At 36.5% G+C, this 24362-nt stretch carries 15 protein-coding genes; 11 read left to right on the top strand and 4 right to left on the bottom strand.

The genetic code is table 11. The annotated features are described in order from the left end of the window. Nucleotides 1-75: 75 nt before the first annotated feature. From ACWPVE_RS04990 to ACWPVE_RS04965, 6 genes are all read left to right on the top strand, one after another. On the top strand, nt 76-1665 hold the full coding sequence (locus tag ACWPVE_RS04990; protein ID WP_453991250.1) for an extracellular solute-binding protein: 1590 nt from the start codon (nt 76-78) through the stop codon (nt 1663-1665). Between the two features lie 174 nt (nt 1666-1839). Continuing rightward, complete coding sequence (locus ACWPVE_RS04985) at nt 1840-2880, top strand: response regulator transcription factor (protein ID WP_453991248.1); 1041 nt, start codon at nt 1840-1842, stop codon at nt 2878-2880. After that, nucleotides 2877-4697, top strand: a complete 1821-nt coding sequence (locus ACWPVE_RS04980; RefSeq protein ID WP_453991246.1) for a cache domain-containing sensor histidine kinase — start codon at nt 2877-2879, stop codon at nt 4695-4697. The genes ACWPVE_RS04985 and ACWPVE_RS04980 overlap by 4 nt, the downstream gene beginning before the upstream one ends. A 207-nt stretch (nt 4698-4904) precedes the next feature. Further along, a complete protein-coding gene (locus tag ACWPVE_RS04975; RefSeq protein ID WP_453991244.1) occupies nt 4905-7418 on the top strand; it encodes a CBM96 family carbohydrate-binding protein in 2514 nt (837 codons plus the stop codon). 164 nt (nt 7419-7582) lie between these two features. Then, nucleotides 7583-8347 (top strand): SDR family NAD(P)-dependent oxidoreductase, encoded by a 765-nt coding sequence (locus ACWPVE_RS04970; RefSeq protein WP_453991242.1) that lies wholly within the window; start codon nt 7583-7585, stop codon nt 8345-8347. A 31-nt stretch (nt 8348-8378) separates the two neighbouring features. Further along, nucleotides 8379-10676: a DUF4962 domain-containing protein gene (locus ACWPVE_RS04965; RefSeq protein ID WP_453991240.1), complete on the top strand. Its 2298-nt coding sequence runs from the start codon at nt 8379-8381 to the stop codon at nt 10674-10676. 92 nt (nt 10677-10768) lie between these two features. On the opposite strand, the gene ACWPVE_RS04960 is transcribed toward ACWPVE_RS04965, so the two are convergent. Next, nucleotides 10769-11383: a PH domain-containing protein gene (locus ACWPVE_RS04960; protein ID WP_453991238.1), complete on the bottom strand. Its 615-nt coding sequence runs from the start codon at nt 11381-11383 to the stop codon at nt 10769-10771. Between the two features lie 364 nt (nt 11384-11747). Between ACWPVE_RS04960 and ACWPVE_RS04955 the strand changes: the two genes are divergently transcribed. Both ACWPVE_RS04955 and ACWPVE_RS04950 read left to right on the top strand, forming a co-directional pair. Then, on the top strand, nt 11748-12911 hold the full coding sequence (locus ACWPVE_RS04955) for a Gfo/Idh/MocA family protein (RefSeq protein ID WP_453997366.1): 1164 nt from the start codon (nt 11748-11750) through the stop codon (nt 12909-12911). Between the two features lie 113 nt (nt 12912-13024). Beyond that, the gene (locus ACWPVE_RS04950; RefSeq protein ID WP_453991236.1) at nt 13025-13876 is read left to right on the top strand and encodes a sugar phosphate isomerase/epimerase family protein; all 852 of its coding nucleotides are present in this window, start codon (nt 13025-13027) and stop codon (nt 13874-13876) included. Between the two features lie 88 nt (nt 13877-13964). Here ACWPVE_RS04950 and ACWPVE_RS04945 read toward each other — a convergent pair whose 3' ends face one another. The 3 genes from ACWPVE_RS04945 to ACWPVE_RS04935 are packed head-to-tail and all read right to left on the bottom strand — an operon-like array spanning nt 13965 to nt 17723. Next, nucleotides 13965-15068 carry a GerAB/ArcD/ProY family transporter gene (locus ACWPVE_RS04945; RefSeq protein ID WP_453991234.1) on the bottom strand — a complete coding sequence of 368 codons (1104 nt, stop codon included), beginning with the start codon at nt 15066-15068 and terminating at the stop codon, nt 13965-13967. 16 nt (nt 15069-15084) lie between these two features. Then, nucleotides 15085-16176: a Ger(x)C family spore germination protein gene (locus tag ACWPVE_RS04940; RefSeq protein ID WP_453991232.1), complete on the bottom strand. Its 1092-nt coding sequence runs from the start codon at nt 16174-16176 to the stop codon at nt 15085-15087. 29 nt (nt 16177-16205) lie between these two features. Then, nucleotides 16206-17723 (bottom strand): spore germination protein, encoded by a 1518-nt coding sequence (locus ACWPVE_RS04935; RefSeq protein WP_453991230.1) that lies wholly within the window; start codon nt 17721-17723, stop codon nt 16206-16208. A 1247-nt stretch (nt 17724-18970) separates the two neighbouring features. On the opposite strand from ACWPVE_RS04935, the gene rlmD reads away from it, so the two are divergent. The 3 genes from rlmD to ACWPVE_RS04920 all read left to right on the top strand — a co-directional run bounded on the left by rlmD (nt 18971) and on the right by ACWPVE_RS04920 (nt 24328). Continuing rightward, a complete protein-coding gene (rlmD, locus tag ACWPVE_RS04930) occupies nt 18971-20338 on the top strand; it encodes a 23S rRNA (uracil(1939)-C(5))-methyltransferase RlmD (RefSeq protein WP_453997364.1) in 1368 nt (455 codons plus the stop codon). Between the two features lie 239 nt (nt 20339-20577). Then, the gene (locus ACWPVE_RS04925) at nt 20578-21546 is read left to right on the top strand and encodes a cation diffusion facilitator family transporter (protein ID WP_453991228.1); all 969 of its coding nucleotides are present in this window, start codon (nt 20578-20580) and stop codon (nt 21544-21546) included. A 172-nt stretch (nt 21547-21718) separates the two neighbouring features. After that, nucleotides 21719-24328 carry a putative bifunctional diguanylate cyclase/phosphodiesterase gene (locus tag ACWPVE_RS04920; RefSeq protein WP_453991226.1) on the top strand — a complete coding sequence of 870 codons (2610 nt, stop codon included), beginning with the start codon at nt 21719-21721 and terminating at the stop codon, nt 24326-24328. The last annotated feature ends 34 nt before the right edge of the window (nt 24329-24362 follow it).

The raw sequence follows: 24362 nt of genomic DNA, 5'->3' as shown, positions 1-24362 counted from the left end.
ATGTTGAGGCGTTTATTTCAAAATATAATTTATACAAGCGAATGAAAGCGCTTAATTTAAAGAGGGGGCTGGATAATGAAAAAAGGATTCTATTTGTTAGGGATGTTATTACTCTCGATGATCGTAATGATCGGTTGTCAAAGTAAGCAAACCGCAGATGAAGAAAAGCCAAAAGAAAACACAAATGATGCAACAGAAGAAAATGACGAACCTTTGAGTTTTTCGATTTCAATGCGTACTCTAGCGTTTACTCATGTTGAAAATTCTCCTGATATTAACAAGGATGAGTATGTACTAGAGCTAGAAAAGTTAACGAATACTGATTTAGATATTCGACTTTTACCACACAAAGAATACTCGACTAAGATGGACCTAATGTTTGCTTCTGGGGATATACCTGATGTAGTTCAGACATCTGGTGGTTTTGGAGAAGGAAGTGGTCAATCTTTACAGCAAGCTGTACAAGCAGGAGTTTTTCTATCACTAGATGATTTAATTGAGGAGTATGGACCTAATTTGAAAAAATATATTCCTGAAGCTGCGTGGGAGCAACAAAGATTTACCGATGGGAAAATATATTCAATACCTGAGTTTTTATCAAACCCATCACGTAGAGCAACTTGGATTCGAAAAGATTTATTGGATAAGGCTGGATTAGAAGTCCCAACTACCGTTGAGGAGACAATTGATGTATTACGTGAGTTTAAAAAGATGGGAGTACCGCAACCATATGGTGGACGTGCAGAATTTAAGTACTCAGATACATTCTTTGGATCCTACGATGTTCTACCATATCAAAGTATGTGGGAAATAGATGAAGATGGAAATCCTGTTCCTAAGTTTTTTGATAGTGAAAATATGCAAGCAGCCCTTCAGACATATAAGACAATGTATGATGAGGGATTGTTACACAAAGAGTTTTTAACAATTGATTCAACTCAATATAAAAATGAAGCAATTAATGGAAATATAGGAATGTGGGTCATGAATGCAAATGAGTTATTACAGTGGGAGCAGCAGCTAAAGGAAAATGTACCTGATGCTGAAATTGCACTTGTACCTTCACCAATTGGTCCAGACGGGAAGGGTGGATATTACCTATATGGTGATGTCACTCGTGCATATGCTATTAACAAAGATGCTAAAAACCCAGAGAAAATCATTCAATTCTTCGATTGGATGTTATCTGAAGAAGCAGAGAAATTCTTTACTTATGGTATTGAAGGAAAAGACTATACAGTAGAGAATGGCAAAATCAATTATAATCAACCTCAAACAATAGATGAAGTAAACATTGAGCGTTATCGTACTGCATTCTTATGGATGGTGCAAGATACAACATATATCAAAGGGTTGTTAGAATTGACTCCAGAAGGCCAACAACTTATTGAAGTATATGATACCATCCTTGCAAATGAAGGTAGAGATGGAATTAGATTTGAACCACCATTACAATCCTTAGATACATTACCAGATTTACAACCTAAATCAGACACTCCACCGAAATTGTTAATGGGGCATATGGCCAAAATGATTACTGGAGCAGAACCAATTAGTGATTGGCCAAAAGTGGTTGAAGAATGGAAAGAAAGAGGTGGAAATAAAGTTCTAGAAGAGGCATCTGAGCGGTACAAGAGTGGGGAATATTCAGCCCCAAGAAAATAGGTAGAAAGACGGCTGTCCTAAATGCAAATTTGGGGTGGCCTCTTTGAATTTATTTTTTAATCTACGTTCTATTATTTTCTAACCCTCACTGAGAGTAAGCATATTAAATTGAAGGTCCTATCATTTGTGTAGTAGAATAGTTTAAAGATTCAAAAAATAGAGAGGGGAATAGCATTGAAAATTTTAGTGATTGAAGATGAACATATGGTGCGGAAACGTATATGCTATTTACTTAGGCAATTGAATTTCGGTGTGAATACGGATGTAGAAATGTATGAAGCCGAAGATGCTTTTGAGGCTGAAGAACTATTAATCACTCACTCCTTTGATATTGTTTTGTCAGATATTAATATGCCTGATAGGGATGGACTATCTTTACTCTCAAAATGGTACGAAGTGTACCCACATACTCAGTGGGTTATTATCTCGGGCTATGATTCTTTTCAATATGCCCAGAGAGCAATGGTTTATGGTGTAAAAGACTATCTATTAAAACCAATTTCAAAGGATAAACTGTCCGAAACGGTGGATCGACTAGTAGAAAATATAAAGAAAAAGAATAACGATTTTATAAAAATTAGTGAAATCGAGAATATTTTAATAAAACTTGAAGAAGTCATATGGTTTATGAACGAAGAATTAGTACAAAAAACTGTAAACGAGTGGGAAAATGAAGTCGAAAAGAAAGATTTTGGTACACATTATTACCGCAACCTTATGAATCACTTGATAAATACATTGAGTAATCGAATCAATCAAAAAGGGAGTATTCAACTGGACTGTTCTTATATTCTAACTGGCAATAATATCGAAAGTATTACAAGAGAATTTGTACAAAGTTGTCATAAAATAATTGATGAAATTCGCATCCAAAGAAAAGGAAAATTGATTGACCCAATAGAGGCAGCTAAACAATACATGGAGAAGAATGTTTGTGCGAGAGTGAATCTAGATGATGTGGCACAAAGATTAGGACTTAATTCATCCTATTTTAGTCAATTATTTAAGAAAGAAACAGGTCAAACATTTGTAGAGTATAGGACTCAACTAAGGATGGAAACCGCAAAGCGACTTCTTGAGAGTAGTGATTTACGGATAATCGATATATCAAATGAGATTGGATACGATGATGCAACACATTTTACAAAAATGTTTAAGAAGCATACTGGCTATTCTCCAAAAGAATATCGAAATTTATTAGGGATTAAACAATGAAAAAGTGGTTACTGAGTTTAAATTTATTTCAGAGATTATTGCTCTATTTTTTAATTATCATGATCGTACCATTAATTCTAGTGTCTAGTATCATCTATATCCAATCTTCTAAACTACTTGAAGAACAAACAGAAGAGTATCTAGAACAGGTGATTACGAATCTATCTTATCAATCAGATCGTTATATAAGAAATTATGAGTTAGCAACTTTGCCCCTGGTTTCAAATCCTAATGTGAAGTATTTTCTTGATTTAAACGATGACAATACCAAAGAACATATCAGATATCAATATTATGAATCAATTTGGTCAATGATGGATCAAATCGCCATTCAGCATCCAGCAATAAATCGAATGTACATTATTGGGGATAATGGTAGGCATATCGCTTCACAGGATAATAGTACTTTTCCGCGAGAAGAAAAATACAAAAATCTTCATCCCATCACGCCAGAGAACGGAAAAATTATCATTCAACCTTCTGATAAACATGATGATATTTCAATAACGATTGCGAGAAAAATTAGGGGGATGGAATCATTTTCTCCTAATGGAATTTTAGCCATTGAAGTAAGTATTGAACAACTAGGTGAATTGTGGAGGAAAACAAGGCTCGGTGATAATGGATTTTTTATGATAACTGACACAAATGGGAAAGTTATTTATCATCCAGATTTCAAGTTTATCGGTGAAACATTAAATGAAGTTGGGCGTATGCAAGTCAGTGAATTTAATCAGGGAACATTTTTTGAAGAGTGGGACGGAGAAGATACCTTTTTTCGGTTTTTAACTTCAGACTATACAGGATGGAAGTTAATTGCAGGGGTACCCGAGTCTCAACTACTTGCTCCAATTGCAGGTGTTAGACAAACTGCGTTGATATCGGCAGGGATTGTTGTATTAATTGCGTGCTTGTTGGCCATTAGTTTTATCAAACATATTGTACATCCGATTCGATTAATCGAACGTACTATGAAATCAGTTGAGCAAGAAAAATGGGAAAAGGTTCCAAATTTCTCCAGGAATGATGAGATCAAGAGTTTGGTTAATAGTTATAATACAATGGTAGATAAACTCTCAACACTAGTAGAACAAGTCTATAAAGCAGAATTGAAAAATAAACAAGTAAAAATCGAACTACAAGAAAGGGAATTAGAAAAGCAAAAAATCGAGATACAAGCTCTTCAATCACAGATTAATCCTCATTTTCTATATAATACTTTAGAAACAATGGGAGGTTACGGTCTAATAAATGGGATAGAGGAGATTTCCGACATGGCTGAAAGTTTAGCTCACATGTTTCGGTACTCTATTCGAAACCTCGAAATCGTAGAATTATCAGATGAAATTGAACATATTAGAAATTATCTTACCATTCATGAATGTAGAATGAAAAAACCTATCTCTCTAAATCTAGAAATTGAAGAAGAAGTGTATCATGCACAGATGGTTAAATTAAGCCTGCAACCTCTTATCGAAAACGCGATTGAGCATGGTCTTAAAAAGACAATGAAAGAGTTGGAGATTACAATACGGACTTTTATTCAAGGAACAGATCTCCATGTTTGTGTAATTGATAATGGCAAAGGGATCTCAGCAGAAAAACTAGAGGAAATCAAATGGACTTTGAAAAAGGACAATCGAAATAACCATAAATTTAGTGGTGATCTAGGGATCGGTGTTACAAATGTAAATAGAAGAATTGAATTACTTTTTGGTGAAAAATATGGGTTAGATTTCGAAAGTAAAGAAAATGAAGGGACAACTGTTTCAGTTATTATCCCCTATAGGAAGAATGAAAAATGCAAGCCAGCATAAGTCTATCAAAATCAAAAAAAGACAAAAAATAGCATGTATCAACCTCAATGCTAAAAATTCCATAATTCAATATAAAGAAAACACCAGAAATAAATTTACTCTCTATCTATAATGAAAAAAATGATAGCGTTTTCATTACTATTGATAAAAGGAGTGAGATTTAAGTAGGTAGTGGTTGAATATTGTTTATGTTGAAGGAGGAGTACGATGAGGTTTAAGAAGAAAAAAGTACCATTTATTTTGTATTTGCTGTTAACGATTATTCTAGTTATTCCGGGCTTACCAGTTTTCTCAGAAGATATACAGCCTATTAAATTAGAAATTAAAGAGGTTACAGCAAGTGGACACGATGGAAATTTTCCTGAAAATACATTAGATGATAACTTAGAAACTCGATGGTCATCAGAAGGTTTGGAAGAATGGATCTTATATGACCTAGGAAAAATACAAGCCATCGGATATCTAGGTCTAGCTTTTCACAAAGGAGATCAAAGAATATCGTTTTTTGATGTCCAAGTGTCTGTCGACGGTGAGAATTGGCAAACGGTATTACAAGATGGTAAATCGAAAGAAGGAGAACTCGGGTTAGCTGCCTATGATATTGAAGATGCTAATGCCCGCTATGTAAAAATTATTGCTAAAGGCAATTCGTCCAATCTATGGAACAGTATTACAGTCACGCACATATATAGTCCTTCTGAGACTGGTGAGTTAATTCTCGAAGAACTTGTCCCTCCAGAGCCCGAGGAGCGAGAGGATATAACATATACTGAACCAGGACTAATAAATACGGATGGAACGAAGCATTCCATTCATAAGCCAAATAAAGTGACAGGTCAAACGTTAAATGTAATAGATTTTGGTGCAGACCCTGCAGATAATGAAAAGGATGATCTTCCAGCTATCCTATCAGCAATTGAAGCAGCTAATCCTGGAGATGAAGTATACCTACCAAAAGGTACCTATAATTTAAAAAGTACTTTACCAAACGATGGATCGTCCCATATTGGATTAAAGTCTGGAGTGAACATTCGTGGGGAAAGTCAAGAGAATGTATTTCTTGTATCTGTATTTGGTGCTGATGATCCAAATGGTAAAGTGATTCGGGCATATGGATTAACGAATATTGTGATATCAAATCTAACAATAACCTCTACCTTTAGTGGTAGTTTTTCAACAGATTCGAAGCAGAATAATCCAGACCGTGGGGGACCCACATATGGAATCTATATTTCAGACGGATTTGGCAGTATGCCTTCATCAAATATTCTTATTGACAAGGTAACAATTGAAAAGTATCAAAGAATGGGAGTTCGTATAGAAAATAGCCATGATATAGTTGTGCAGCATGCCCTATTTCAGAACGCAACAGATGTGGGTGGTGGAGGCGCTGGTTATGGGGTCACGATTCAGGGAATTCCGAAAACTGACCGAACTGGATATAAGAATGATACTCGGTATAACGTAATAAGAAACAGTGTATTTAAAGGTCCCTATCTCCGACACGGTGCATTGATTCAATATTATGCACATAATAATGAAATCTATAATCATACATTTGAGAGCACAGTGTTAGATGCTATAGATTTACATGGAGAAGATGAGTATTTAAACGAGATTTATAAAAATGAGATTTCAAATATTTTAACTGGTGCTGGAATTGGTGTTGGTAATACTGGGGGATCTGCTCCTAGTAATCATGATGCTTCAGGCCCATACAATTATATTCATGATAACAAAATAAGTAATTCTCGTGAGGGTATTAAAGTCCACATGGGATCTCCTAATACCATCATCGAAAAAAACACAATAATGAAAACAACCCAACCTAGTAATGCAAAAGGGATCTTCATTCAAAATGCCCCAGGAACAATTATTCGTGATAACAAGATTATGAATAATACAGCTACTGGGTTTGTAGGGATTATACTTGCATATGATAATGGAGATAGCAATGCAGGGAATATTGGTGCAGGTAACCCCAAAAATATCGAAATAATAGGCAATAAAATTAATGGGAATATGAATGGTCTACGGATTGAAGCAGGTACTGATATTAGAATGCATAATAATGATGTGAAAAATAGTATCGAGAATGATTATTATATTAACTTTACAGAAATAAAGCATGGAGAACCTAGTGAACAAGAAGTGCTTATTCCTATAGACGATGCGTTAGTAGATATTGAAAAACCAGATTCAAATTATGGATTAGAAAGCCCTGACCTAACTGAAGCTGGAGCGTCTGATAGGAATTACTTTAAATACTTCAATATAAAAAGTAATTCAGACTACAGTAAAGGTAGAGTTGGTTTTTACAAATTTGATATTTCTAAGAATGTAGATATCGAGAAAGCGCTATTTGAAATAACAGGAAAAGTAGGAAGTAATACTACGAGAGTTGAACTTGATGTGTATGGATTAAAAAATGATAACTGGGATGAAGAAACCATTAATTGGGGAAACTCACCTAATCTTGAGTCTAATTCAGTAAGTATAAAAGGAGTGGGGGATTCAGCATTTTATCTAGGTTCAATTACGGTAGAATCTGTTGATGAATCAAAATTATATTTGAATGTAACGGACTTTGTAAAAGAACAAACTGATGGAATAGTCACTTTTTTGATTATTGACACACTTGGGCAGAGTGGAAATGTGAATATATACTCTAAAGAAGAAGGTAACGCCACAAGGTGGCCATCCCTAAAGATCGGAAAATAGCAATCTGATGATAAAGGACTTATCCAATTGGATAAAGTCCTTTATTTGTTTTATTTTGCATCTAAAAAAAAGCCAACAATCACTAAAATAATACCGAGGACCGATATGGTCAAAATGATACGATTTATTTAATCAACTAAATTACAAATGTAGGAGGTATAGACTTGGAAATCAACTTAAATGGAAAGGTAGCATTAGTAACGGGGGCTAGTGGGGGGATTGGTCAATCGGTTGCTCTTGAATTAGCATCGAATGGAGCAAAAGTAGCAGTGAATTATTTAACAAATAAAAGAGGTGCAGAAGAGACTGTAAAATTAATAGAAGAACAAGGTGGAAAAGCAATTATGATTCAAGCAGATGTTACTGACCTTGCTCAAATCGAATCTCTAGTGAACGAAGTTGAAGACAAATTGGGGAAAGTTGATATTTTAATAAATAATGCTGGTAACTTAGTAGAGAGACGACCAATTGCAGAGATGACAGCAGATTTATGGAAGAAAGTAATGGATGTCAATGTTACTTCTGCAGTTTTCGTAAGTAAAGCTGTCCTTCCAGGAATGAAAGATAAAGGGTCAGGTTCTATTATAAATCTTAGTTCACTTGCAGCCCATGATGGAGGCGGACCAGGTGCTGTACCTTATGCAACCTCAAAAGGGGCAATCTTAACATTTACAAAAGGTTTGGCAAAAGAACTTGCTCCTTTTGGAATCCGAGTAAATGCCATTTCTCCTGGATTTATTGATCAAACAAAATTTCACACTGTATTTAATACGGAAGAAGGAAGGAAAGCAGCAGTTAGTAAAATTCCATTAGGTCGTGGAGGAGTTCCGCAAGATATTAACGGTGCTGTCGCTTTCTTAGCTTCAGACTTTGCTTCCTTTATTACAGGAGAAACAATTGAAATTAATGGTGGAGTGTTTATGAAGTAAAAAGAACCCAAGTCAAAAAGGGGGAGATTTGATGCGGTCTATCTATCAACCGATTAGTGGGGTTTTAGATGTAAAATATGCACCAGATGAAAACACAGATATTATAGAAAATCCCCCACGTTTTACGTGGATGCCAGTACAATTAGAAAATGATCAATATTGTTTACAAATCTCAACGAGTGAAGAATTTTTACCAGAGCAAACAGTAACGATTCACAATATCCCATACAATTTTTACACTCCTAATCAAGTAATGAAACCAGGTACATATTATTGGAGATACTCACTTGAACAACCTAATACTAGTACAGCAACTGATGCTTGGAGTGAGGTAAGAAGTTTTAGTGTACCTGAAAATGCAACAGAAACACCACTTCCAAGTAGGGAAGAACGTTATGAAAAGGTAAATCTTGCACATCCTAGATTATGGTTAGGTCCAGAAGAGCTTGAAACATTTAAGCAAGAAATAAAGAATAATCCTTCACATTGCAATTGGAATGTTTTTTATAAAAAATCCGTAAAACCTTGGCTTGAAAGAGATTTTATCCCTGAACCAAGCCCATATCCTGAAAACAAACGTGTTACAAAACTTTGGAGACAAATGTATTTGGATTGTCAGGAAACACTATATGCAATTCGTCATTTAAGTGTAGCGGGTGTCATCCTAGAAGATGCTGTCATCTTAAATCGTGCGAAAGAATGGTTAATCCATGTATCAAAATGGGATACAGAAGGCACGACTTCACGTGACTATAACGATGAATGCGCTTTCCGAGTAGTTGCTGCTTTGGCTTGGGGATATGATTGGTTATATGATCATTTAACGGCAGAGGAAAAAGGCTTAGTCCGACATTCTCTTAGAAGAAGAACGGAACAAGTTGCTGAGCATGTCGTTAAACGTTCAAAGATTCATCAAGTCCCATATGATAGTCATGCTGTCCGCTCTTTATCTTCGGTTCTTATACCATGCTCCATCGCGTTACTAAATGAAGTAGAAGAGGCAAAAGATTGGCTAGATTATACACTCGAATACTACGCTTGTCTCTACACGCCTTGGGGAGGAAAAGATGGTGGATGGGCCGAAGGTGGAATGTACTGGACGACTGGTATGGCTTACCTTATCGATGCATTAAACTTGATTAAAAAATATATGAAACTTGATTTCTATCAACGTCCATTTTTTCAAAAAACAGGGGATTTTCCTTTATATTGTTATAGCCAAGATACACGACGAGCAAGTTTTGGTGATCAGTCGAACCTAGGTGAACGTCCAGGTTTGAAAACTGCCTTTAACATTCGTCAGTTTGCTGGTATTACAAATAACGGTTGGTATCAATGGTATTATGAACAGGTAAAAGCCTGGGATACAGAGGCTGATACAAAGTTTTATAATTATGGTTGGTGGGACTTTCCATTTGATGACATGGTATATTTACATGACTATCCTGAAGTTAAGGCAATTCCACCTTCAAATATTGACAATGTGAAGTGGTTTAAAGATATAGGATGGGTAGCATTTCATCATAAAATGGACCAGCCGAATGACCATATTATGTTGTTAACAAAAAGTAGTCCATATGGATCCTTAAGTCATAGTCATGGAGATCAAAATAGTTTTCTCATTCATGCCTATGGTGAACCACTTGTCATTAAATCAGGTCATTATGTAGGATTTTTTAGTTCCATGCACAAAAAGTGGAGAAGACAAACCCAATCTCATAATACGATTCTTATTGATGGCATTGGCCAATACGCCGATTCTAATAAAATTCTTAATAAACAAGCAGAAGGTAAGATTCTTGAGGTCGGGTCTACCGATGAATATAGCTTTGTCCGAGAAGATGCAACAAAAGCTTATTCTGAAACGGTACCTTATTTGGAAAAATTCGAGCGAGAAATCTATTTTGTTAATCAGTCGTATTTTGTAATCGTAGATTATATTAATTTAAAACAACCAGGTAGGGTTAATTGGCTTCTACATTCCTTGCATAAATATGAGATTGAGGATCAGGTGTTTAGAATTAAGGGTGACAAAGCGAATCTTGAAGGACGCTTTATCTATAGTTCTTCTGGTGATTTATCGATAAGTCAAACCAATGAATATAAAGATGTAGACCCAGCAGAGATTGAAGGGTTGCCGAAAGAATGGCACCTAGAAGCAACAAGTAAAAAGTCTAACCGACATCGCATTGTTACGCTACTTACGCCAAATCGTAAAGATGAAAGTAAATATGTTTCTTTCTTCATGGATGATCAAGATCATGGTGTCCATCTCTATTTTACCGAGAATGGAAAGACATTTCGAGTTGAAGTGTCTAAGGCATATTAAATTACGTGAGTAGCAGTGGTTGAGTGCGAAATGTAATTCAAAAAGGGCATCCAACAGTCATTTAAACGTGACTAGTTGGATGCCTTGCTTTATTAATTATTAATATACTTTTCAAAGACCTCGCCAAAATCTTTTTGGAGGTATTGTTCACGCGCTGATGAGAGCCAAGAGAAGCCATATTCCGTTAAATGTTTGTATTCGTCAGAAAGGGTAACATCTGATGTTCTTGAATTGTGTAAGACAGATACAGCTTTATCTAAGCTAGTGACCGCCATATCATACATAATACTATTTTCGTGAATGACCTCAGAAATATAAACGAGTGCTTTATATAAATCATTTAATTTATCAATTTGTCTTTTATCTACATCAATACTAAATGCTTGGTTTCCGAGAGTGAATTTAATTTCAATATCTAAGTCGACTCTACCAGCCGTCTCAAGAAAGACATTCGAAATTTTATGCTGTGAATATGGATATCGTTTTAACATCCTCTTAGACGAAACCGCATTCGCACCATCGACATGAATGAATGCAATATTGGTAAAGCAGTACTCGTCTGCTTTTGTCTTAATTAAGAAATAAATCTTCTCGTTGTCCTCATGTCTTATGTAATCATCCGCGTCCGTTTTATCATAATCTTCAGGACCAATAATTTTTCCGATATCAGATAAACCTAAAGCATCTGCTGCGAATTTTTTTAACAAGTTAACTTCCCCTTCCAACCTAATATTTTTGCTCCAAATTCATTATATCGTGTATCTTACGGAAGTATAACCAGCAATTCCTAGAGAACAAGACCTAAAAAATGCTTTTATGATTGATTTCTAATCTAATAGTACTAGACAAGAGTGCATGTGAATAAACAGAGGTAACGTCATTTTCTAAAAAAATGACAACCCATCTAAAGTTACGACATGGTCATTTATGAAGACTAGTGCTAAACTTGAAGCGATTGTTAAACCTTTTTTTTGGAACAGAAAAAAAGTAAACGATTTCATATAATTGAAATCATCTAAGGGTTTAGTGCGGTATTTTTTTGATATGGCCATAAGGGAGGAGAGATAGATGATGAAACAAGTCAGATTAGGAATTATTGGCGTTGGGGTGCAAGGGAAAAACTATGCCCGATTTGTAAAAGAGGGAAAAGTGAAGAATATGGTGATTGGAGCGTTTAGCGATATTGATTCGTCCCAACAGGAATATGTCAATGAGAATTATCCAGGTGTGCCTTTTTACTCAAATTATATTGACATGTTAGAAAGTGGTGATGTTGATGCAGTTGTAACAACAGTTCCTCATTATCTCCATCCAAAGATTGCGATGGACGCATTAGAACGTGACATCCATGTACTTGTTGAAAAACCAGCAGGCGTATACACAAAACAAGTTAAGGAATTGAATGAATTCGCAGCAACCAAACCTGAATTAACATTTGCTGTTTTCTTCAATCAACGAACGAATCCACTTTACCAAAAGGTAAAACAAATTATTGATGATGGAGAAATTGGTGAAATTCGGAGTTCAAATTGGATTATTACAACATGGTGGAGACCACAAGGATATTATGACCAAAGTGCTTGGAGAGCGACTTGGGAAGGTGAAGGTGGCGGAGTTCTTGTGAATCAAGCACCACACCAAATTGATCTAATCCAGTGGATTTGTGGAATGCCTAAGAAAGTATTCTCAAATTTAAAATATGGCTTTAAACGTAATATTGCAGTTGAAGATGATGTAAAAGCAATATTCGAATATGAGAATGGTGCAACAGGATTCTTTGCAACTTGCACCCACGATGTGTTAGGTACTGATCGTTTTGAGATCTTAGGAGATAACGGGAAAATTATTGTTGACGATAGTAGAAAGTTGACGGTAAGAAGACTGCATAAATCAGAGCAAGAAATGAGCGCTACCCTTGGCATGGGAGAATTAACCAAACTTGTGAAAAGTAATGGCACAGAGCAAATTTATGAAGAAGAAGTTATTGAGTTCCAAAGTGTATGGGGTGTCCAGCATTGTACGATTCTCGAAAACTTTGCAGCTAATATTTTAGATGGAACTCCATTAATAGCACCAGGTCGTGATGGAATACATGGTGTTGCATTAGCGAATGCTATTCATCTTTCTAGTTGGTTAGGTAAAGAGGTTGAACTTCCACTTGATGAAGAACTCTACTTAACGGAATTGAACAAAAAGATTGAAGAAGAAAAGAAAAATCACTTAGTAAAACAATAGAATCTAGTAACCCCCTTTACTATTTAAAAGCGGGCGAGATTATCCTCAATGAGTTGCTCACAATGATAATCGAACAACAGGTTGAAACAAATAAAGAGGAGGTTTTTTGGAAGATGAAAAAAGGTAAAATCGCAGTTCAAATGATGACAGTTAAATCCACGGTTGCTGAAATTGGTGTCTATGAAACAATGAAAAAGCTACACGAGCTCGGATATCGTGCAGTAGAAGTATCTCAAATTCCAATGACCGTTGAAAATGTAGCTGAAATCAAAAGAGCTTCAGAGGATTTTAATATTGAAATCGCAGCATTATCTGCACCAATTGAAGCAAAACCTGGAACAACAAATGAGAACTTAACCGATCATTTTGACAAAATTGTAGACGATTGTAAAACATTAAATAGCAAGTATTTACGAATCGGTATGATTCCAGTTGAGATTCTTGGAGACAAAGGAAAAATCATGGAGTTTATCGATAAATTAGAAACCTTCACAAATAGACTTGAACAAGAGGGAATTCATTACTATTTCCATAACCACCATATTGAATTCCAAAAATATGATGGAGAGTATTTACTAGACATCATAAAAAATAATACGACAAAGCTTGGCTTTGAAATCGATGTGCATTGGGTAGCACGAGCAGGAATTGAGCCTGTGAAATTTATGGAGGGGTATGCTGGTAGATTAGGATTACTACATATTAAAGATTATCGTGTTGGAGAAATCGACTTCAGCAAAATAACAGATCGTGCATCTTACGTCCAAAATGTTCATCATAATATTGAGTTTGCAGAATTAGGAGAAGGAAATTTAGATATTAAAGCAATCATGGACGCTGGACTGAAGTATGGGGCAGAATACTTCATAATCGAACAAGATAATACATACGGTAGAGACCCAATTGAAAGTCTTGATATTTCTGCGAAGCACTTAAGAAAGATCGGATACGGGGATTGGTTTTAATCTTATAGTAGATGAGTATGTTCAAATAGGTCCGTGAGAGAAAGCTCAAAGCTCAACCTTGTCCAGGTTGAGCTTTCTCTTTGTGTTTCTATGCGGACTTATTTTTTTTGATAAATTGACGAATGAGACTGATGATAAATAGAAGTGGGATATAGCCAAACATGAAAGCAGTGCTACTATAGGTAACCAGTTCTTTAATAAGGTGGGTGTAAAAGAGATCAATGAATCGACTATTTACAATTATTTTAATAGCTAATAAAAAGAGCAGAATATACGTCGGTTTAAATTTTGGAAACGTAACTTTAACTGCTCGAACAGCTGACCATAGATAGATGCACATAACTGGCATAATCACTAATAGAAAAGTGAAGATGAATATAAACTCAAAGCGCTCAAGAAATGGAAACTGTATGATTTTGATCATTGTTAAAGTAGGCCATGTTAAGTGTGTGATCTTACCTTGGATAAAGAACATAAATGTAATAAGTGTAACTAACATATACAAAAGTGTTGTTGCCAATAAACCCAAATGCCCCCATTTGCTCGCCTTTTTTCCATTTTTAATGAAAGGAAAATAGACAAGAACAGTTTCAAAACCTACAAACAATGGGATTGCTTCTTTTCCAGAAATAAAATAGTCTTTCATACTATGATCGAAAAGTGGTTGAAGATATGAAACCTCTAAATAGTTAACGATATAAAAGAATGAAATTAATAAAGTAGCTGGAATCACCACACCCCAAAATGCAATCCCTGTAATAACTCGGAATCCTCCTGAGACGAGATAATAAATGAGAATCCCAATTAGTAGAGCATACTCCCAGCTAGGTATTCCATCGAATACCCAAACTTGGAGTGCATCAATATAATCATATACTACCGCTACTGCAGATAAAGTAAAATAACACGCCAATATTAGATTTAAAACTCCTCCTAGTTTCTTTCCAACCAATTCTTTATGATACGATAGAATATCTCCTGCAGTAGACTGTTTTAAGATATAGAGTATCATTAAAAAGAAAAGATGAAAGCTTAAACCCAGAGCAAGTATGGGCATCCACGCTTCACTACCAGCTCCCTTACTCACATCCCCTTGAAACCGTAACATTGTCATGCTCGTTTGGGAGCCATGAATTAAAAAGAACAAGAAATAGGGGGAGACTTGTTTATTTTCACTAATCTGACTGTTCATAATTGACCATCCTAGTCTAGCCCTGAAGGCCAGAATGTATGATTTCTAAATCTAAATTTATATTGATTGGAAGGGAAGGGTATTGTTGATCATAAAACGATTTTTGATCCCAATTTCGGTCCTGGGAACGAACGATATTGCCAATACCAAGTGGATCAACCCCATTTTCTTTGAACGTATTTAACAGTTCGTCAATGTCTTTACTTATATTTTTTTTAATCATTCTTTTTATCGTCTCGAGATCTTGTGGATTTTCTAAATTAAACCTGTCTGGATGGTGCATAATTGACCAGGTTAGATGTAAGGTAAGGTTTAATTGCTGCTCTTCTTTTACCCAATCCCATTTACTCTTACTTCGAAATCCTTGAACGATAATGACATCTTTTCGACTTTCCTCATCTAATACAATTTCATAAACTCCTTGAGTACGCTCATCCTCTAGAATTGAGAAAATAAACGTTTCTGTGTCATTCAAGTGAAGTTTAAGTTTATCGTCTTTAAATATACCAACCCTATCTACCTGAATCTTATTATTTTCGTCAATGGTCAGCATAGGTACATAGGGATCTACTCCTTCACCGTATAAGTGGTTTAAGTATACATGTAGGTTCGTTCTTGGTATTTGTTGACCTGTCATATTTTGCTTAATTTTATCATCTAAAGTTAAATCGGTTTTTTGTAGGACTTTAAGCGTTTCTTTAGCACTCTGGGTAGAAACGGCAATCTGTATATTAGTGGCGATTTGTGGTGTCAAAAGCAGACGTTCTATGACATCACTTACTCCAGATTTTGCAAAATCATTACCGAATACTATTACATTAATTTTTGATAGTGCAACTGGCATAACAGTGTGTGTGGACATTTTTGGCCTTTGTAGACCAACTGCGTCTGTTTTTTGTTCAATAAATTGACTATTATCACTCGATTTACTTTTGGTGTATTCTGGGAATAATGCGGTTCCAATTATATTCCCCTCCTCATCTTTATCAAAACCAAAGACATGGATAATACTCAATTTATCGACATACTTCGTTCTCGCACAGCCTACTAAGCTTATGATAATAAGCAATAACATGATAACGATTAAACCTTTTCTCCATTTACCCATACAATCTTCGCTTTCCTTTGCACGTGTTTTTATTCTGAATCTAGCCCTTCCTCTGGATTTTTATTTGTAGATGGATTATACCTTTTTTTATGTAAAGGCCGAACGATACTTGGTCGTTTGCTGAGATTTGTAAAATTAGGTCTTATAAAGGAACCGAGTGCCAACCCTTTTCTATATGGATAGAGAGGAGCCATATATGGTGCTCCCAATGATTTTAGTCTTAATAAATGTCCGATAATAAATAGGACGCCTACATAGATCCCTAACCCGCCCCAAATAGCTGCAAGAATGATAAAAGGATATCGCAATAATCTAACAGCATTCGACATTTTATAAATAGGTGTAGTAAAAGAAGCTAATGCCGAAAGGGCGACTATTATTAATAAAATATTACTTGTTAGTGCTGCTTCAACAGTTGCTTGTCCAATAACAATTCCACCCACAATTCCTAGTGTTTGACCAATTTTTGTTGGCAGGCGCGCACCTGCTTCTCTCAATAGATCAATCGTTACTTCCAGGAATAAAACTTCAAGAACAGGGGGAAAGGGAACATTTGCCCTTGAGTTAATAAGTGGACCAAGTAAATCCTTCGGGATAACCTCGAAGTGGAAGGTTAAAATGGCTACATAAAAAGAAGTAGCAAAAATAGAAAATAACATTCCAAATATCCGAATTAATTTAAAAAAAGATGCCACCACAGAAGGAAGATAGAAATCTTCTGGATTTGAAAAAAAATCCATAAGGCTTACGGGTCCTATTACGGCATAGGAGGATTTGTCGCTAAGCAGTACAACTTGTCCTATTAAAAGAGAAGCTACCGTTCGGTCTAATCTCTCTGTCGATACAAATAATGGAAAAGGAGTTCTTGAATGATCAGAAATAAATTGTTCAAGTTGAGTATTATCAAATACAACATCTACATCGAGATCTTGTAACCTTTGTTTTGCCGTTGTGACAAACTCAGGATTCGTCACGCCGTCTAAATATGCGATAATAACTTTCGTTTGACTTCTCGTTCCAACCACAAATTCTTCAATAATTAAGTCTGGTGTATCTAGATGCTCTCTTAGCATATGAAGATTGGTATCAATATCTTCAATAAACCCAACCTTTGGGCCAAGCACACTAAATTCATTTTGTGTATCATTTGTTTCTCGTTGACCTAATCTTGAATCACCTATATTAATTAATGCAAACTCATCCAGTTTATTTTTGAAATAGAGAGCAATTACTCCTTGATGAAATGACTTTTCAATTTCGTTAGGATCCTTTGAGATTTTAATATCAACATTTGGAATAATGCTTCTCAAATCCGAGAGTTGTTTTATCTCAGTAGCTGGTTGTAAATAGGGTAAGATAAACTGTTGTAATAGTTTTTTATCTATTAATGTTGAAAAAAAACTCACTTGTAAGGAATGTTTTTTTTCAATAGGTGAAAATGTTAAAAAATCACTCGATTTTTTTGCTTTTTCAAAAACTTCTTCAATGGTTTTTTCTTGTGTGTCATAATGTTCCACAGACTTAGTCAGTTTCTTCTTTCTAAACATACCTCCACCTATCTCCACAAAAGTTACAATTTCTTTCAACTAGTATTTAACAACAAAAAAGGAAATATTCGTCAGAATGCAAATCCTTGCCGAGAACGCAAATTTCGTGTAAACGGCGCAATTCTTGTGTTTGACGGCGCAAATCCCGAGTCGGGGACGCAAATCCCTGGCCGATGACGCAAATCTGGTGTGCACGGCGCAAAAATCCCGAGCTGACGGCGCAAATCCTGTGTTCGATGACGCAAATCCCGAATCGATGACGCAAATCTGGTGACGACGGCGCAAATCCCGAGTCGGGGACGCAAATCTCGTGCCGATGACGCAAATCTGGTGTGCACGGCGCAAATCTCGTGCCGGGGACGCAAATCCCTGGCCGATGGCGCAAATCCCGAGTCGGGGACGCAAATCTCGTGCCGAGGACGCAAATCTGGTGTGCACGGCGCAAATCTCGTGCCGGGGACAGCAAATCCCTGGCCGAGGACGCAAATCCCGTGTCGAGGACGCAAATCCCTGGCCGATGACGCAAATCCCGAATCGATGGCGCAAATCCCGAATCGATGGCGCAAATCCCGAGTCGAGAACGCAAATCCGAGTCGAGAACGCAAATCTGGTGTGCACGGCGCAAATCCCGTGTCGAGGACGCAAATCCCTGGCCGATGACGCAAATCCCGAATCGATGGCGCAAATCCCGAATCGATGGCGCAAATCCCGAGTCGAGAACGCAAATCCGAGTCGAGAACGCAAATCTGGTGTGCACGGCGCAAATCTTGTGTCGGGGACGCAAATCCCTTGCAGATGGCGCAAATCCCTGGCCGAGGACGCAAATCCCGTGTCGAGGGCGCAAATCCCGAGCTGACGGCGCAAATCCTGTGTTCGATGACGCAAATCCCGAATCGATGACGCAAATCTCGTGTTGACGCCGCAAATCCCGTGCCGAGAACGCAAATCCCAAGGTGAAGACGCACACCCCGCGTCAAAACAAAAATCTCGTAGTGGAAGGCGCGAAAATCAGTTACGAAACCCAAAACTGAGTTAACAAATGTTAAATGCTAATACTTTCTAGGTAGTTGGGAATTCCAAAATTGCAGTTTGTGCTTTATACTTGGTTAGGATGTTGTAAAATAGGATAGAAATGGACTATACTTCTAAATTTAAAGACCAAAAAACCACTTAAATAAAACTATGTATAGGTATCTAGCTTTTTTCCGAGGGAGGAACATGATTTGGCAGTAACAAAACCTGAAACAATGATTGTTGATATAAAAAAATTAGATGAAAAGGGTTCTGGCCAGGCAGTTGTTTGGCGTGAGAATGAACATGGCAACAAAAAGAAGTTAAAGCTCACGATTCCACAAACCTTAATTGGAGAGAAAGTTCGTGTAACGGTAGACCAGCCAGACCGTAAGAGAAGAAAGGTCGCGGCTGAAGAAATCCTAACATCAAACGAACAAAGGGTTGCACCACCTTGTCCACATTTTGAAAAATGTGGTGGCTGTGTGTGGCAGCATTGGGATTATCAAGGACAACTTCAGTACAAAACCGAATATGTGAAACGACAAGTGGAATCACAAGGGTTTAATCCAGATCTTGTGAAAGAGACGATCGGAATGGATAATCCTTGGCATTATCGCAACAAAATGGAATTTACCTTTTCACCTGAAGGTGCACTTGGTTTGCACGAACAAGGAAATTTCCGAAATATCATTTCTCTTGAGACCTGTCTGATTGCAGGTGAAGAAATGGTTGAAGGTGCAATGGAAGTAGCAAGATGGGCGAAAGACCATCAGCTACCAGGATATAACAAAGACCGTCATGAAGGACTTCTTCGTCACTTAATGGTTAGACAGTCTTTTGTAACGGGAGAAATCATGCTAGCACTGTTTGCGACAGAAGCTCCAGAGGGAAATCTAAAGGAAGCAGCAGATGATTTAGTAAAACGTATTGAAGAAAAATTCCCAGAGGTAAAAAGCCTATTATGGCTTGAGAACACAGACTGGGCCGACAGAACTCAATCAGAGAAAACGCATGTCTTAGCGGGTCGTGACTTTATATATGATGAAATGGATGGGTATCGTTTCCGTGTATGGTTTGATACATTCTTCCAAACTAATCCAACACAAGCTCAAAAATTAGTCGATCTTGCAGTTGATATGGGAGAACCGAAGAAAACAGAAAAGGCGATTGATCTTTTCTGTGGTGTTGGCACATTTTCTCTACCATTTGCAAGCCGTGTTGAAAAGCTTGCAGGGATTGAAATCGTTGAAAGCTCTATTGAGTCAGCAAAACGAAATGCGAGTGACAATGGTTTATCAAACACGTATTTCCTAGCGAAGGATGCACGAAAAGGAATTGACGAAGTGCTTGAGAGTTTTGGAAGACCAGAGCTTCTCTTACTAGATCCTCCACGCTCAGGTGCTGGTGGTAAGGTGATGAGAAGAATTGGTCGCTCACAGCCTGAACGCATTGTTTATGTTTCTTGTAATCCAGAAACTTTTGCAACTGATATTAAAGAACTTGAACCATTTGGATATACTCTAAAAGTTGTACAACCAGTGGATTTATTCCCACATACGGTGCATGTTGAAGCAGTTGCGCTACTCATTAAAGAATCATAAAAATTGTCACCTGCCCCAAAATACGGGCAGGTTTTTAATTTACTTGAACCTATAGTTGGGATATAGGTCATGTAAAACACGTGTTTAGTTGCCTTATACATGTGTTTGATTAACTTGGGTCAGGCATTTTTAAATTCAAGAGTAGAAGAACAAACTTACTAATTCTAATTTCCTCCAATAAATTTTTCAAAAGTAATAAATACTACAAGTATTACTAAGAATGTTTGATGGAGGACACTATGTCAAAAAAACAGAGTTTATTAAGAAATGGAAACAAGTCTTCACTGATCGCTTCAATCGTAAATACCATCATTGCAATCATTAAGGGAGTCGCCTATTTCTTCACAGGTAATGTTGCGATGTTTGCGGAAACGATGCACTCCTTGGGTGATGCGGCTAACCAGTTTTTTGTCTATATTGGCAGTGCATTAAGTAAAAAAATGCCGACAGAAAACTATCCAAATGGTTTTGGCCGACTTGTAAATCTGGTCTTACTTTTTGCTGTACTTATCGTAGGGATTATGAGTTATGAAACCATTAAAGAAGGATATCATCATATTATCCATCCAACCGAATCAACTGGAATAGCCATTAGTCTTTCTGTTTTGGGATTGGCAGCAATCTTAGAGATGTACGTTCTATTTAAGGCAATGAAGGAAGTTCTTCATGAAGCAGGTGTAGAAGCAAAGGGGTTTGGGATTGTTCGTAAAAGCTTTGTGAATTTAAAAAGGGCTACCCCTGCAACAGAGCTTGTTTTTATGGAAGATTTAGTTGCAACTCTTGGTGGTATCATAGCAATTATAGGTATTTTACTTTCTTATTATGCCAGGTGGCATGCCGCAGAAGGAATTGCTTCTATTATTATTGGTCTGATGATGTTTTATGTAGTGGGAAGAGTGTTTTTAGACAATGCGAAAGGAGTGTTAGGTGAAGCAGACGAAGAATTGGAAAATAAAATTGCTGAATTTATTTTTACTAATCCTGAAATCAAAGATATACACACCTTGTATGCAATGTCAGAAGGAGAAAACTTTCACATTGAAATGAAGCTTGTCATTGATTCAAATTTAACTGTAAAAGAAGCATTTGAAATAAAAAATCGAATCGAAGAAAAGATACAAGCCATCAAAGGAGTGACAGATGTCATTATTGAATTTGTAGAGGATGATGGTGTAAAGACATGGACACAGGGACTTATAACAGAATAAGAAGTGTTGCGAAAGCTTCACTAAAAAGGGCAGTTTACCATGTGGTGAGTTGCTCTTTTTTTATAAAGGAAGTAGGTAAAATAAGCAAAAAGTTCGTGGGAATTATGATATTATAATCATATCCATAATAAAAATGTCGTTTTTTATCTTACAAATTAGTTAGGGGAGACTTATGATAGGATTTATACCTACGAAAAGTAAACAAAATATCGACAGGATCCTATTAGCAGCCCTAATGGGATTGGTTTTATTAGCCTCTCATTTTGAACTTTCTCTCTTGTATGGAATTACATTTACTTTTGCTAGTATCTTTATGTTCTTAATACTTCGTATTTTTGGCTATGTCACAGCCATTATAACGGGTCTTATAACCATCTTCTTTAACATAACTTTTTCCGATAGTTTTTACCTTACAGGCATCATGCTTGTGGAAGTTGTTTTTGTTGGTGCTTTTTTCTTACGAAGGAGAAAAGCAAAAATGTTTTTCGTTGATGTATTTTTTTGGTTGTTAATCGGAATTGCATTATTGTATTTCAATTTCCGAGAATCTATATCTGGTACGGCACTCTACTTTCTAATATTCAAAGATGTTACAAATGGTCTTTTTAATGTATTAATCGCAGATATGTTATTAGCCTATTTACCATTTTATAAATTAGTAAAGAATAACCGAGTGAATAAAAATAATGTCTCTATCCACCAATTTCTATCTCAAATTACCATCTTTACAATCCTTGTCCCTTTTTTTATCAGTGTGATTACAAATACTCTCAATATATTCGAAGATATTAAAAAGGATGTTGTAAAAGCAGGTGAAGCAAGAGTCAATCGGATTGAAAATGAACTACATCGATTGGAACATGGCAATACAATTGACATAAGCCAGATTGTTGAGATGATTTGGAGAAATAAGAATCCAGACAGTAACATTTATATTCTCGATAATGAAGATCATGTGATTGCATCAACATCCTCTCTTAATCTTGATCTAAAACAATATCGGATCAGGGAAATATCACCTAATCTGTTTGAGGCATTCCCAGTCAGAGCAGGGGATGTACATCCTGTTACGAAATGGAATGATGCCTTTTATTTTTATACAAGGAACACGGACACTTTTCAAATCATGCTGCAATATCCAATTGGTCAGTATCAGCAAGAAATCTTTGAAATATCGCTTGATCAGCTTAAATATTTACTGCTACTTGCCGTTGCGGCCATCCTATTTATTATGATGGTAAGTCGCTTGCTCACCAATCATTTGAAGCTACTCACACAGATTACAACAGGCCTACCAGAAAAGCTTCATTCATCTGAAAATATCCAGTGGCCACAAGGATCGATTTCTGAGCTTCGTGTGCTAAGTAATAATTTAAAAGAGATGGGGAATAAGTTAAAGGAACAATTTCAAGAGAGCATTGAGATGAACAAAATTTTAAGAGAGCAAACAGCGAGATTAAAGGAATCCGAGGATAAGCTCCATAAACTAGCTTTCTACGATAGCTTAACTTTTTTACCAAATCGCTATTTTTTCCAGAAATATGTTCGAGAATTGATTCGTAAAGAATCAGGACAACAGATAGCCATTATCTTCCTTGACCTAAATCAATTTAAACAAATCAATGATACGTTGGGACATGATGCTGGTGACATGCTTCTAAAATTGACAGGAAGAAAGTTAATGAAGTTGCAGGAAGAATATAGGCAAGTTTTCAGACTTGGCGGAGATGAATTTGTTGTTGTACATACCGCAAGAAATAGGGAAGAAATTAATAAAACCTTGCAGATGATTGTCAAAGAGTTTTCAACTTATTTTACAATAGCGGGTCAAGACCAATATATTACAGCAAGTATTGGGGTAAGTGTATACCCTGATGACGGAGAAGACCTGGATACATTAGTGAAATATGCAGATATTGCTATGTATATGTCCAAAGACAAAGGTGGAAATACTGTTCAATTTTTTGATGAATCCATGAAATATAAATTCCAAGAGCGCCTAGTGATCGAAAACGCATTACGGACTGCTTTGAACAATGGGGGATTCGAACAATATTATCAGCCAAAAGTTTCAAGAAGTACCATCACTGGGGTTGAAGCATTGCTTCGCTGGAATGACCCACAGCTAGGAAGTGTATCTCCAGCAGTTTTTATCGAAGTTGCAGAGGATATTGGGCTCATTTCGCAATTAGATGAGTGGTCGCTTGTAAGGGCTTGTAGACAAAACAAACAATGGCAAGAGGAGCGTTTTCTAAAAGTTCCAATCTCTGTAAACTTATCCGCGAAACATTTCCAACAGGATTATGTCGTTTCGATGGTTAAGAAGGCGTTGGCAGATTCTCAATTAGAGCCAAAATATTTAAAGCTTGAAATAACTGAAAGTGTGTTTATTTCCGATCAACAACTGGTTGCTGATCGAATTCGAAAACTTAAAGATCTAGGTGTTCAAATTTCAATAGATGACTTTGGAAAAGGATATTCTTCTCTCTATCAATTACTACAGCTTCCAATTGACGAGATCAAAATTGACAGACAGTTTATACATCATATTGATCAAGATGATAAAAAGGCGTTAATGGTAAAATCAATTTTTGATATTGCCCATGGTCTTCAATTGAATATCGTTGCAGAAGGAGTTGAAACTTGGGAAGAATACAGCGTCCTTGTGAATATGGGGTGCGATGAAGTTCAGGGCTATTTATTCAGCCGCCCATTAAATAAATGCGACATGACTGAATTCATGCTTGATGATAGGGAATTGAAGGACAAAGAAACAGTCTAAATGGAAAAGGAGGTTCATAGACACAGAACCTCCT

The sequence above is a fragment of the Bacillus nitroreducens genome (assembly GCF_964021195.1).
The sequence above is the reverse complement of the archived record's forward strand: the minus strand, read 5'-3'. Positions and strand labels throughout refer to the sequence as shown.